Below are 12,245 nucleotides of genomic sequence, written 5' to 3'. Positions count from 1 at the left end.
CATTGTGCCCTGAATGGGTAGTGTTGGTTATTGTATGTGGCTTCTGTACGGGCTGGTTATATTCATTGTTTCGGCGACGATTACCAAAATCATGGTATCGTTTGGCATTACGGACCGCCCGACCACTAGGTCGCTTCACACTTGCCCAACGCCACGCGCAGGTGGAGTCGCTATAGTTACTGTCTACAGCTTAGGCATCGCTGTACTGTACTACTGCAAACCAGAAATATTCGGCATATATTCGAACGGCCAATTATGTACAATAGCTGGTGCAATAGCGGTAATCGTTGCCACAAGCCTCTATGATGATATTCGTCCGATTTCATATACATACAGGCTTATTATTCAGGTAATTTGCGCAGCGGCAATCGCTCAATCTGGGTTGGGGTTAAGCAAATTGTGGCTGCCGTACGTGGGATATATTCAGCTAGGCGCTTTTAAAGCCCTGTTTACGGTACTTTGGGTTGTGTCATTTATAAACATATTTAACTTCATGGACGGTGTGGATGGACTGGTCGGCGGGTGCTGCATCCTTGCATGTGCCTTTTTGGCAGTCGTAGCCCAAGATAATGGTGACAGCTTAATGCGGTACAGCTTGGCGGTACTTGCACTCTCTACCTTGGGCTTTCTGATGTTTAATTTCCCCAAAGCCAAGATATTTATGGGTGATGTCGGTAGTCATTCTTTAGGATTTCTGTTCGCTTTGCACGAGATAAATATGGACGCCACGTATGCGTACGTCACGCCTGCCGATAATTTTATCCCATGCCTAACGGCAATCATCATTGTGGGTAATTTCACATTTGACGTAGTATTCACGCTGGCCAGAAGGCTAGCTTCTGGTAAAAGTATAGTACTGCCTCATAATGAATTCTTGTTTCATATTCTGTATAAAAACGGTTGGTCGCATGTAAAAATCTCGCTGCTGCATTTTGGGTTTGTAATCTTTCAGGGCGGGCTGGTGTGCATTTCAAAGTCAAAAACCTCTATGGCGCTGTCTGCCTTGATTGTGCTTACGGTACAGGCAGTATACGCTTACATAGTGCTGCATATGAAAAATACTGTAAATGCAAAGTAAGCCTCAGTGGGTATACGGCAAACACGCGGTCAAAGCTTGCCTTGAGAACCCTAATCGCAAGGTTATTAAAGTGGTGGCCCAAAGCCAATCGGACAGTTTAGTTGATTTAGCAAAGGGACGAGGTATTAAGGTTGAGCCGGCGCCGGAAGGCTGGTTTGACAAGGAATTTCACGGTCAAGTGCATCAAAAAATCGCCGCTTTGGTCGAATGTCGGCGCCCAAAAGACCTTGACGGCATGATTGAAGAAGGCAAAAACATTATCATACTCGATCTTATCACTGATCCACATAATCTTGGGGCGATTCTGCGGTCTGCAGCTGTGTTTGGGATTGGTGGAGTTATTGTCCAAAATAAAGGTACTCCTCAAGAAAGCAGCGTCATCAGCAAAGCCGCTTCCGGCGCAGCAGAGCTGATTCCTTTAATCCGTGAGACCAACCTCGCGCGTACGATTGAGCGTCTTAAAAAGGATGGCTACTGGTGCATAGCACTTACAGAACACGGTGACCGACCGCTTGACTCCATTGACATGGGCGGCAGAGTAGCGCTTATCATTGGCGGGGAGGGTGACGGTATTCGCAGGCTCATCCTTGAAAAGAGCGACTTCAAAGCCTATATTCCGAACACCGCTCGGCATTTTTCGGTGTTGAATGCGGCTCAGGCTGCGACTATTGCTATGTATGAGCTGGCTAAATTTGGGGGTAAGCAAAAGTAATGACGGAAATTTCGACACAACTAGCGCTGCTAATTGCTGCTTTGGCGGGTTACTTGATTGGCTCAATCCCTTCGGGAGTTATCTTTTCAAAATGGCTGGGTAAAGGCGATATAAGGCAAAGCGGGTCTGGCAGTACCGGTGCGACCAATGCCCTCAGAACTCAGGGGAAGCTGGTCGGCGCTCTAACTCTTGCGGCCGATCTGGCAAAAGGGGTTTTGGCCTATGTGCTTATAGCGACGCTTGCCTCACAACAGGCCGACCCTTCCTTAATAATTGTATTTAAGGGAATAGGGTTTGTTGCGCCAGTGCTTGGGCACATCTTCCCGTTTTGGCTTGGCTTTCACGGCGGCAAGGGCGTAGCTACAGCGCTTGGCGTTACAGCTGCCGCATGCCCATGGCTTAGCGCGATTTGCTTGGCCATTTGGGTCGGTGTTTTCCTGATATTCAAAATATCGTCAGTTGCGAGCATATCAAGCGTAGCAGTTGCCCCAGTAATATTGGCGTTATCTGGTTGCAGCTGCTGCCAAGGGTTGCTTTATCCATGCTTAATCGTTTCGGTACTAATCTTCTACAAGCACAAGGACAACATCATCAGGATATGTAGTGGCACAGAAAAGCGAATAACCAAATGATGTTCTCTGAACAGGAAAGAACGGCTCGGCTAGCCTGGCCAGAAGTTTTAACGTAGGCCCATTGGCATTTGTTAAGCTCATCGGTAAATATGGATCAGCTGATTCTGCAATAAAATATCTGCCCAATCATAAATCCAAGTACAGTGAGGGTATATGCTCGCTTGATGACGCTGTGGCCGAGCTTCGCCAGATTGAAAAAACTTGGCGGGCAGCTTGTCTTTTTGGGTGAATCTTTGTACCCCAACACGCTGGCTATGATTACAGATCCCCCTCCTGTAATAAGTGTCATGGGTAACCGTCAGGTAATCGAACAGCTTCCTTCCTTAAACCTATTTGCGATTGTTGGGTCGCGAGCTTGTTCGTATAACAGCGCACGTTTTGCTTACAACTTATCGAAAGACTTATCTGAAGCCGAAGTGACGGTTGTATCTGGGCTAGCCCGTGGTATCGATGCCCAAGCGCATAAAGGCGGCCTTGCATCTAAAGGCAGCTCTATAGCCGTGTTAGCTTGTGGTCTTGATATGCCTCCGTACCCGCCTGAAAACAAAGACCTCTATATTCAGCTACAAGAGCATGGACTAATAGTGTCGGAAATGCCGCTTGAAACAGCTCCGCAAGCGACCCTATTTCCACGCAGAAACAGAATAATCGCCGGCCTGGCGCGTGGAACGCTGGTCGTAGAAGCAGCAGACAGATCTGGTTCTCTCACCACCGCCAGGTATGCTCTTGAATACAATCGTGACGTCTATGCAGTGCCGGGTTTCCCATTAGACCCAAGGTGCGTTGGAACCAATCGATTACTTAAAAATGGGGCAATTTTGGTTGAGTCAGCAGCTGACATACTGAACAATTACCCCAACCTAATAAGACCTCCATTGCCAAATGATATCTTAGAGTTTGAAGAGCCAACCAGCACTTGGGGCCGCCCAACAACAAACGAAACGATCGTACAGGCAACAGACTTAAGTTGTGCTGACAGCAAGTCCAAAATACTAAGGGTTCTTGGGGCTAATTCTATAGCTATTGAGGATTTGGTTTGCGAATGTTGCGTCCCGGCCAACGAGCTGCTGGCCACGTTAACAGAGCTTGAGCTAGACAACAAAATCAAAATCGAAAACGGACAGCAGGTCAGTCTTGTAATGTGATCAAGCTGGAAGCTTCACCTAGCATAATATAAGCGGTCTTTCTGTTAAAGCGTAGTAGGGTATCTACTAGTCTCGTCACATAAGTTAGCTGGTGGTTTATGATGCGGCGATAAAATCCTATAGCCCATGCGGTATTGCGCTTATGCCCAGTAAGTGATAGAATAAATAATCGTATTTTAATCGTACTTATGCCAACAGCAGAATTAGAAGAAAAAGAGCACAAAAAATCCGTAAAGCAACCAGAGCAGAGGGCGTTGTTTAATCAGGATATTACCAGCCTTCGCCCCAAGATAACTGTATTTGGAATCGGGGGAGCCGGAGGTAATGCCGTAAACAACATGATCAGGTCTAAGCTTGAAGGGGTTGATTTTGTTGTGGCCAATACCGACTCTCAGGCGCTTGCCAATTCGCTTGCCAGCACCAAAATCCAACTGGGGCCAAGTATCACCCAGGGCCTAGGGGCAGGCTCGCGGCCAGAAGTAGGTAAAGCCTCAGCAGAAGAAGCCGAAGGCGAGGTCATGGAATGCCTTAAGGGCAGCAATATGGCCTTTATCACGGCGGGCATGGGCGGTGGAACTGGCACTGGCGCGGCTCCAGTGGTTGCAAAGATGGCCCGCGATCAAGGAATTCTGACAATCGGTGTAGTTACCAAGCCTTTTCACTTTGAGGGCATACACCGCATGCGTACGGCGGAAAAGGGGATCGATGAACTTCAGCAATTTGTCGATACGCTTATTGTAATACCGAATCAAAACCTGTTTCGCGTAGCCAACGAAAAAACAACCTTCGCCGATGCGTTCAGAATGGCGGATGACGTTCTGTATTCTGGTGTAAGGGGCGTTACAGATTTGATGGTTATGCCTGGGCTTATCAACCTGGACTTCGCCGATATTCGCACCGTCATGAGCGAGATGGGCAAAGCCATGATGGGAACCGGCGACGCATCTGGCGAGCGGAGGGCTTTGGATGCTGCTGAGGCAGCCATTTCTAACCCGTTGCTTGATGATGTTTCTATGAAGGGCGCAAGGGGTGTGCTTATCAATATTACGGGCGGCTATGACATGACCTTGTACGAGGTTGATGAAGCGGCCAACCGCATCAGAGAAGAGGTCGACTCTGAAGCAAACATAATATTTGGATCTGCGTTTGATGAATCTATGTTTGGCAATATGAGGGTTTCGGTCGTCGCGACTGGTATTGACGTTTCCGATACTCAAAGGGCAGCTCTTGAGATTCCTACAAGCCTTTTTGGCAACAGTATTGATAATGCGGCTCCGGCGGTTGATTCTGATGATAAGGATGCAGAAAGTGAAAACGCCGCTGATAAGGAATTGAAAAAGCCAGAGCAAACCGACTTAGAAAATGTTCCCGAGAAGCATAGTGAAGAAAAAGGCCTGCTGTCGTTCTTTGATAAATGGAGGTCTAAACGTAGCAAAAATGTTCCTAAAAACGATACAAATGTTGCTGCACCTAGCCCGAAGTCTGAAAGTAACCAAGCCCTTGAGGTTGACGAGCTTGATATTCCCGCCTTTTTACGACGTAAGTAGTGTTACGCTTTTCAGGATTTGGTAGTGAATAAACTTGGAAGAAATGCGCTTTTATGGACGGTGATCGTTATATCGATTATCGCTCTGTTTAGTTTATTTCAGGACAAAAGCAACAGCTTAACCAGCATCCCATACAGTGATTTTCTTCAGGAAGTCGATCAAGGCAAAATCCTTCGCGTTGATATAAAAGGCCAGAACATAATTATGGTTAACAGTCAACGGTTGATAGCCAAAACCTATGCTCCATATGATCCGGAGCTGATCAAAAAACTCGCCTCTCGAGGGGTTCAGATAAATGTGATTCCCAGGGACGACGAGCAATTTTCATTTCTTCACCTTCTTTTAAGCTGGCTTCCTATGCTGCTTTTAATGGGCGGTTGGTTTTTTATTTGGCGCCAGATGCAATCCGGAGGCAACAGAGCCCTTGGTTTTGGCAAATCCAAAGCAAAGATGCTGGGTGAGAAGGTCGTAAAAATAAGGTTCGACGATGTAGCCGGTATAGATGAAGCCAAGAACGAGCTGGGTGAGGTTATTGATTTTCTTAAAGATCCTAAAAAATTCCAGCGACTTGGCGGAAAGATTCCGCGAGGGGTTTTGTTGGTTGGCCCGCCCGGCACTGGAAAGACGCTTTTGGCGCGCGCAATTGCTGGTGAGGCGGGGGTTCCGTTTTTCAGCATCTCTGGCTCTGAGTTTGTAGAAATGTTTGTCGGTGTTGGCGCAAGTCGCGTACGAGACATGTTCGAACAGGGCAAGCGTAATGCTCCGTGTATAATCTTTGTCGACGAGATTGATGCGGTTGGTCGGCACAGAGGCTTTGGCTTGGGTGGCGGCAATGATGAAAGAGAGCAAACGCTTAACCAGCTGTTGGTTGAGATGGACGGTTTTGAGGATAATGCTGGCGTCATTATAATTGCCGCAACCAATCGGCCAGATGTGCTTGATCCGGCTTTGCTTAGGCCGGGGAGGTTTGATCGTCAGGTTGTTGTTCCTAACCCAGACCTTAACGGCCGAGATCGTATCCTCAAGGTACATTCCAAAAAAGTTCCCCTATCAAGCGATGTAGACTTAATGGTAATTGCCAGAGGTACGCCTGGATTTTCTGGTGCGGATCTAGCCAATTTGGTGAACGAAGCGGCTTTGCTTGCCGCCCGCAGAGGCAAAAGACAAGTCAGCATGTCGGAATTTGAGTCCGCAAAAGACAAGGTCCTTATGGGAATAGAGCGCCGGTCTATGGTGATGTCGGATGAAGAAAAACGTCTAACTGCCTATCACGAGGCAGGGCATGCCATCGTGGCCCTTAACATGAAGGATTCTGACCCCATACACAAAGCAACGATAATCCCAAGAGGCAGAGCGCTTGGCATGGTTATGCGGTTGCCAGAGAGCGACCGAATCTCTGTTTCAAGGGATAAGCTAGAGGCAGATTTGTGTGTTGCGATGGGCGGCAGAATTGCTGAGGAATTGGTGTTTGGTTACGGCAAAGTTACAACCGGCGCTTCTTCTGACATAAAGCAGGCCACCGACATAGTAAAAAAGATGATTATCGAGTGGGGGATGGGGAAACTAGGCTTCTTATCTTACGCTGAATCGTCGCAAGACGTGTTTTTAGGGCACTCTATGATGAATCCTCGGCAGATGTCGGAGGCAACGGCGCAGGCAATCGACCGCGAAGTACGTGAACTTGTTGATAAACTTTATAAAAAGACCTATGACCTGCTGAGCAGTAATATGGAACAATTGCACGTTATCGCTAAGGGGCTGATTGATTATGAAACGTTAAGCGGCGATGAGATTAAAGCGCTGCTGCGAGGAGAAACCATAAATCGTGCAATACCAGCGGCTTACGAAGAAAGCAAAGTTAAGGACAGCGGTAAACGCCTTGATTTTCCAACCTCTAAAAAAACTCGCCAAAAAACACCGGTAAAGCAAAGCAAAACCAGCGCGTCGTCATCTAAACGTAAAACTGACAATAGGCCGCGCTCTGCAAAATCCCGTTCTAGCAAGCAGTAACAAACAGGTCCTTGTTCCAATGCCAAATGTTTTTGGAACTGATGGAATAAGAGGTAAAGCAGGCGATTGGCCTGTGTCTTTTGACGGTTGCGCGCAAGTAGCAGGCGCAATTGTATCCTCTGGAGCCTTGGGGGATATCAAGCGAGTGTTCATCGGTAAGGATACCAGAGTCTCTTGCAGCGCGCTTGAGCAAGGATTAATCGCCGGCTTCTCGTCATTTCAAATCGAAATAACCTCAGGCGGCGTGCTGCCAACGCCGGCGGTTTCTTTTATAACCAAAGATATGGGCTTTGACTGCGGCATATCGATTACCGCCTCACATAATCTGTATCAAGATAATGGCATTAAAATATTTAACAGAGACGGCAAAAAACTTTCCCAAGAACAAACCACTTTGATTAGCCGCAAAATAGGATCGAAACATTCAGGCCCCTTAGGCGGTAACTTTGCTCAAGATAAGGTTTGCTCAGATTCAAAGCTAACTGTTGAAACCTATTATCAAGCCTATAAAAACGCTTTATTAAGAGGGTTTCATAGCGGTTTTTCTTTGGATAGAGTATCTGTCGCCATTGATTGTGCAAACGGCGCTAATTCCGAAATTGCTCCTCGGCTTTTTGAAGAATTGGGCGCGAAAGTAACGATCACTGGCTGCAAACCGGACGGCAAAAACATAAACTTAAAAGTTGGCGCAACTTGCCCTGAGTCTATTGTTAATTTGACGCTCAGCGCAAAATCAGACGTGGGAATTGCCTTCGATGGCGATGGAGATCGCCTGATTATGTGTGATGAGGCAGGCAAGGTGATAGATGGCGATGCTGTCGTCGCAACCTTGGCCATCGATATGCTTAAAAAGGGCATCCTAAAAGGAAACAGCGTGGTCGTCACATTAATGTCTAATATGGGGCTTGAGGTCTTTTTGTCCCAAAATGGCGTTACCGTATACCGCAGCGACGTAGGCGACAGCTCCGTAGCCAGGATGATGTTGGATAAAGGTTCGATACTTGGCGGTGAGCAATCCGGGCATATCATTATCGGTGATAAAATATCTACAGGTGACGGTATTTTATCAGCTTTACACATGCTTTCCATTATGATCGACAATAAAACCGCGGCCAGTAGGGCTTTTCATCTGTTTAAGCCGTACCCTCAACTTCTTAAAAATTTCCCTGTTGAGTCGTCTATTTTGAAGAATCAGCATGTGAAGTCTGAATTGGCTAAGATAATAGATAAAGCCGCATCTGTTGGGTGTCGAATGCTGGTCAGGCCATCTGGCACCGAACCGTTAATCAGGGTGATGGTGGAAGGTCAAGATACCGTGTTTCTGCAAGATACAATGGCCGCTTTGTCTGATTGCTTGATAGTTACTTGAACATTTTCTTCTGATGTTATTTATGAAATTTTATGCAAAATTTAATTGCATTTAATTTGTATTTTATATAGCGTTATTAAAAAGTACTATATAGTGTAGTGTTATGAGTGGCTTTAAGCTAAGTAGACTGTTGGCTTTGATAGCGGTAACGCTGTTATTTGACTACGCTTTTGCAGACGATCCACAGACTGATTCCTCTGCCCAACAGCCTCAGGATAATCAAGGTGAGCAAGACGATACTGATGACAGTCACCGCGATGAAGTCATAACCACTAAGCTTAGCGGACAACTGCAGGGCATGAGCTTTTTGGGCAAGGGAGGGGTTTATAAAAACACCACTCAACAGCAAAGCATATACTTTCTTTCAACTGGAAATATTGGCATTGATGCGGTAGGTACTACTAGAGACGGCTTGCAGTATGGCGGAACCATATCAATAAGCGCGGATCGCGCATCTTTTGCTCTCATGAGTGCCTACATAAACCTAAGTAACAGTTACGGAACAATCAAAATTGGGACAGTATCAAGTTCTGGGGCTGGCGAACTGGCTATCGACGGCGCTTCAGCTACATTGGGTGGACAAGAAGGTTTTGCCGGATATCTTGGCAGCGTATATACAGGTTGCACAGGCGCAATTACATCACAGTATATGCCATATGATATACAGGGTAGCACAAGCATATTGTACTCGATGCCTGAAATAGCCGGCTTTACTGTCGCCGTCTCTTATACCCCTCATAACCGGATGACAGGCTCTACAAGTAAATCTGACGGTAGTAACGATTTTACTGATGGGGTAATTGGGGGTAATTTGTATACTACTGCAAAAAATATGATTGCCGGTGGAATTCAATACAATTATGCTAATGACATTTGGAATACAGCGGTTTCGTTAGTAGGTTGGCACGGACAAGACTCTATTTCAAACGGATCAAGAGCTAATAAAGTAAACAAGCTTAATGCTTATCAAATCGGAGCAACGGTTGGATACGAAAGTTTAACTTATGGTATTGGGTTCCTTAACTTGGGTAAATCTCTACTTAATACCCATATAGATGAAAGTACTGGCACCTTACCAGGCGCTGATGCTGGCAAGGCTTATACACTTGGGGTTTCATATGTTTTTGATAAATGGAAATTTGCAGCCGCATGCATGCATACGATCCAAAATTTTGGTAAATCAAATAAAGCAGCATGTAATGCTTTTTCTTGTACTGTTGACTACCACTATGTTAATGGTCTGGCTTTTTACGGTGAGCTTAACTATATATCCACAACGACCTGTGAGGTTGCGATTAGGTATAGCGGCATAACTGATCTAGGCGGAATTAAAGAGGAAAAATTAAGTTCTGACGGAGCATTTTTAGTATTCGGCATTCGCTTATCTTTCTAATCTATCTAGATGCTTGACGGCATTTGATTAAATTAAACTTTTATTCTCCCTTCTCGTGCGTTAGAAAAGCATGAAAAAGGGTTAGATTTATTACTTTCAAACGATGCTTTACAAATCATTTATATCAGAAAATGTTCCACGTGAAACATTTTTAAAACTGCAGCAATACCAATCCATTCTTTTGAGATGGCAAAAGGCAGTAAACTTGATAAGTCACAAAGACATTGATCAAGTTTGGCACAGGCATATTTTAGATAGTTTGCAGTTAGTAGATTATCTTCAGCCAGGCTCGATTTTAGACATAGGATCAGGGGGCGGCTTTCCGGGCATGGTTTTGGCGATAGCAACTCAGCAATCTGTGACTTTAGTAGATTCAGATCAGAAAAAATGCATATTTCTGGAAGAAGTTAAGTCAGAATTAAAACTTGCAAATGTAAAAGTATATAACACTAGGGTTGAGGATCTGAATATTGCTGAAAAATTTTCAAATATAACCGCCAGAGCCTTTTCTCCTTTAAAAAAATTACTGCAATTATCAATGCCTTTGCTAAATCCATTGGGACAATGCTTGTTTTTTAAAGGAAGTTCATATAAACAAGAGCTTGAAGAGGCAATGTCAATTTATAAATTTTGCTGTGAAGTTATCGAAAGTCAAACCGACAAAAGTGGTGTAATACTCAGGATTAAGGCTGATGGACAAGCCAATTAAAATAGCGGTAGTAAATCAAAAAGGCGGCGTTGGAAAAACAACAACTGTCGTTAATCTAGCGACAGCCTTAGCGGCCATAGATAAACAGGTTTTAATAGTTGATCTCGATCCTCAAGGAAATGCTACTACCGGTATCGGTATATCAAAATCTACTTTAACAAAAAGCAGCTATGACTGCATTTTGCATCAGGCTGATATCAACGACTGCGTTAAAAGTACCTTGGTGCCTGGTATGTATGTAATTCCATCTATTGAGGATTTATCAGCGGCCGAGATAGAGCTTTCATCGATCAACGGTCGTGAAAGGCATTTACAACAAGCATTGTCAAGCCAATGCGATCAATATGATTATATTCTCATAGACTGTCCACCAAGCCTTGGATTGCTTACGCTAAACGCTTTAGTTGCGGCGGATTATGCTTTAATTCCTTTGCAGAGTGAGTTTTATGCGCTTGAGGGGTTGGCTCAGTTGGTAAGTACTATAAAAAGGGTACGATCGTCGCTTAATGCTAATCTAAATATCTTGGGCATTTTGATCACTATGTTTGATAAAAGGAGCTCGCTTAATATAAGCGTGATTGAGGAAGTCCGAAAATTTTTTCCTACCTATCTTTTTTCTACCGTCATTCCCAGAAATATTAAATTAAGCGAGGCGCCGTCGTACGGCAAACCGGTGTTATTATATGACCATAATTGTAAAGGCGCTCAGGCCTATATTGAGTTTGCGAAGGAATTGTTAAGGAAATTGGAAGGAGGTTACAATGCAAAAGACTCTCGGCAAAGGGCTGGCTGAGCTTTTCAGGGACACCAGTAATACTGAAGCTTTGGAAGATGAAAGCCAAGTCGCAAAGGTAAGTATCACTTCGCTGTCGCCAAGCAGGTTCCAGCCGCGCAAACATTTTGAAGACAGCGCCTTACAGGCTTTATCGGCCTCAATTAAAGAAAAAGGCATCTTGCAGCCCATTTTGGTTAGGAAATCTGAATCATCTGATTCGTACCAAATTATTGCAGGAGAACGCCGATGGAGGGCCGCCCAAAAGGCCGGCTTAACAGAAGTGCCGATTGTGCTTCACAATTTATCTGATTCAGAGTCGCTAGAATCCGCTCTGCTTGAAAATATTCAGCGCGAAGACCTTAATCCGATAGAAGAGGCCGAAGGCTATAATCAACTGATGACTGAGTTTGGGTATACGCAAGAGCAGATATCCAAATTTAGCGGCAAAAGCCGGTCGCATATAGCAAATATATTAAGATTGCTAACCTTACCGCTAGCGGTTAGGAATTACTTAATTGAAGGCAAGCTTAGTTTTGGTCACGCCCGTGCCATTGTTGCCGCTCCAAATGCAGAAAATATAGCAAAAAAAGTCATCAAGCATGACCTTAATGTCAGGCAAACAGAACAGTTGGTTAAAGGTGGTGAAAAGCCAGCCCAAACCATCAGCAAGAAATTGCCAGATCCAGAGCTTCAAGAGCTGCAATCTAGGCTTGGGGATATGTTTAATCTGGAAACCAAGATCAACATTTTGTCGTCAAAAGGAAATGGTTATATCCAAATTAAGTTCGACTCACTTACTGCTTTGGACGAAGTTATTGAGAAAGTGAGTAAAAAGCTAATCAATTAGAGTTAACCAAATGATATTCGCGAATGAT

Annotated in this window: 10 protein-coding genes and 1 pseudogene; all 11 read left to right on the top strand. The window is 45.0% G+C overall.

The genetic code is table 11. From position 1 onward, the window contains the following. Positions 1-34 precede the first annotated feature (34 nt). The 11 genes and pseudogenes from LBL30_02745 (at position 35) to LBL30_02695 (ending at position 12,217) form a co-directional block, all read left to right on the top strand. The gene (locus tag LBL30_02745; protein ID MDR1032015.1) at positions 35-1,078 is read left to right on the top strand and encodes a hypothetical protein; all 1,044 of its coding nucleotides are present in this window, start codon (positions 35-37) and stop codon (positions 1,076-1,078) included. Continuing rightward, positions 1,068-1,790, top strand: a complete 723-nt coding sequence (gene rlmB, locus LBL30_02740; protein ID MDR1032014.1) for a 23S rRNA (guanosine(2251)-2'-O)-methyltransferase RlmB — start codon at positions 1,068-1,070, stop codon at positions 1,788-1,790. Before LBL30_02745 ends, rlmB begins: the two co-directional genes overlap by 11 nt. Next, complete coding sequence (gene plsY, locus LBL30_02735) at positions 1,790-2,422, top strand: glycerol-3-phosphate 1-O-acyltransferase PlsY (protein MDR1032013.1); 633 nt, start codon at positions 1,790-1,792, stop codon at positions 2,420-2,422. Before rlmB ends, plsY begins: the two co-directional genes overlap by 1 nt. Positions 2,423-2,565: 143 nt before the next feature. Then, complete coding sequence (gene dprA / locus LBL30_02730) at positions 2,566-3,567, top strand: DNA-processing protein DprA (protein MDR1032012.1); 1,002 nt, start codon at positions 2,566-2,568, stop codon at positions 3,565-3,567. Between the two features lie 188 nt (positions 3,568-3,755). Beyond that, positions 3,756-5,114, top strand: a complete 1,359-nt coding sequence (gene ftsZ, locus LBL30_02725) for a cell division protein FtsZ (GenBank protein MDR1032011.1) — start codon at positions 3,756-3,758, stop codon at positions 5,112-5,114. A 24-nt stretch (positions 5,115-5,138) separates the two neighbouring features. Continuing rightward, positions 5,139-6,926, top strand: a pseudogene (ftsH, locus tag LBL30_02720) (ATP-dependent zinc metalloprotease FtsH). Positions 6,927-7,143: 217 nt separating this feature from the next. Continuing rightward, positions 7,144-8,493: a hypothetical protein gene (locus tag LBL30_02715; GenBank protein MDR1032010.1), complete on the top strand. Its 1,350-nt coding sequence runs from the start codon at positions 7,144-7,146 to the stop codon at positions 8,491-8,493. 103 nt (positions 8,494-8,596) lie between these two features. Beyond that, positions 8,597-9,886 carry a porin gene (locus tag LBL30_02710; protein ID MDR1032009.1) on the top strand — a complete coding sequence of 430 codons (1,290 nt, stop codon included), beginning with the start codon at positions 8,597-8,599 and terminating at the stop codon, positions 9,884-9,886. 103 nt (positions 9,887-9,989) lie between these two features. Further along, positions 9,990-10,595 carry a 16S rRNA (guanine(527)-N(7))-methyltransferase RsmG gene (gene rsmG / locus LBL30_02705; GenBank protein MDR1032008.1) on the top strand — a complete coding sequence of 202 codons (606 nt, stop codon included), beginning with the start codon at positions 9,990-9,992 and terminating at the stop codon, positions 10,593-10,595. Beyond that, on the top strand, positions 10,579-11,388 hold the full coding sequence (locus tag LBL30_02700) for a ParA family protein (protein MDR1032007.1): 810 nt from the start codon (positions 10,579-10,581) through the stop codon (positions 11,386-11,388). The genes rsmG and LBL30_02700 overlap by 17 nt, the downstream gene beginning before the upstream one ends. Then, a complete protein-coding gene (locus LBL30_02695; protein MDR1032006.1) occupies positions 11,357-12,217 on the top strand; it encodes a ParB/RepB/Spo0J family partition protein in 861 nt (286 codons plus the stop codon). The genes LBL30_02700 and LBL30_02695 overlap by 32 nt, the downstream gene beginning before the upstream one ends. Positions 12,218-12,245 lie beyond the last annotated feature (28 nt).

The organism is Holosporales bacterium, from assembly GCA_031263535.1.
In the GTDB taxonomy this organism is placed as follows: Bacteria; Pseudomonadota; Alphaproteobacteria; order UBA3830; family JAIRWN01; genus JAIRWN01.
Note: the sequence above shows the minus strand (reverse complement) of the source record. Positions and strands in the feature narration are given on the sequence as shown.

Bases quoted from the DNA above. Each gene is read 5' to 3' on its own strand.
- ftsZ (MDR1032011.1), top strand. From the start codon at position 3,756: ATGCCAACAGCAGAATTAGAAGAAAAAGAGCACAAAAAATCCGTAAAG.
- LBL30_02695 (MDR1032006.1), top strand. From the start codon at position 11,357: ATGCAAAAGACTCTCGGCAAAGGGCTGGCTGAGCTTTTCAGGGACACC.
- LBL30_02715 (MDR1032010.1), top strand. From the start codon at position 7,144: ATGCCAAATGTTTTTGGAACTGATGGAATAAGAGGTAAAGCAGGCGAT.
- plsY (MDR1032013.1), top strand. From the start codon at position 1,790: ATGACGGAAATTTCGACACAACTAGCGCTGCTAATTGCTGCTTTGGCG.
- rlmB (MDR1032014.1), top strand. From the start codon at position 1,068: ATGCAAAGTAAGCCTCAGTGGGTATACGGCAAACACGCGGTCAAAGCT.
- LBL30_02700 (MDR1032007.1), top strand. From the start codon at position 10,579: ATGGACAAGCCAATTAAAATAGCGGTAGTAAATCAAAAAGGCGGCGTT.
- LBL30_02745 (MDR1032015.1), top strand. From the start codon at position 35: ATGTGGCTTCTGTACGGGCTGGTTATATTCATTGTTTCGGCGACGATT.
- LBL30_02710 (MDR1032009.1), top strand. From the start codon at position 8,597: ATGAGTGGCTTTAAGCTAAGTAGACTGTTGGCTTTGATAGCGGTAACG.
- rsmG (MDR1032008.1), top strand. From the start codon at position 9,990: ATGCTTTACAAATCATTTATATCAGAAAATGTTCCACGTGAAACATTT.